The organism is Desulfobulbus alkaliphilus (assembly GCF_016918545.1).
GTDB lineage: Bacteria > Desulfobacterota > Desulfobulbia > Desulfobulbales > Desulfobulbaceae > Desulfobulbus > Desulfobulbus alkaliphilus.
Genome location: NZ_JAFFQC010000334.1, coordinates 1 through 418, shown reverse-complemented (window position 1 = coordinate 418; position 418 = coordinate 1). Strand labels below are relative to the sequence as shown.

General features: G+C 66.3%; 1 protein-coding gene. It reads left to right on the top strand.

The features are described 5' to 3' along the window. Window positions 1–180 precede the first annotated feature (180 nt). Window positions 181–418, top strand: a 238-nt coding sequence (locus JWG43_RS18815; RefSeq protein WP_205244436.1) for an MFS transporter, incomplete at its 3' end; no start/stop codon positions are given.

Here is a 418-nt window from a genome sequence, read left to right as displayed (position 1 = left end):
GCTTGGGTGGCTGGGCTGGCTCCTGCTCCTCTGCCGCCACCGAGCATACCGTCCGGTGCGCTGAGCCCTTAGCAGATCTGACCTCAGGGCCCGTGCCAGGATAGACCTGCTCAAGCCTGCCAAAACTGATAGACTCAACACTTGCCTCTTTTCCCGGCCCTGCCACGACTCGGATACCCTATGCCCCAAGCCACGACCCTCTCTCCCCGCTTCCTGTTCATCCTGCTCGGCGCCCTGGCGGGCCTGACCCCGCTCGCGGTGGACATGTACCTGCCCGCCATTCCGGCCATCGCCCGGGACTTGGCCACCAGCATCGACGGGGCCCAGCTCACCATCAGCGCCTTTTTGGGCGGCTTCGCCATCGGCCAGCTGTTCTACGGGCCGCTCGCCGACAGCTTCGGCCGCAAGCCGGTGATCC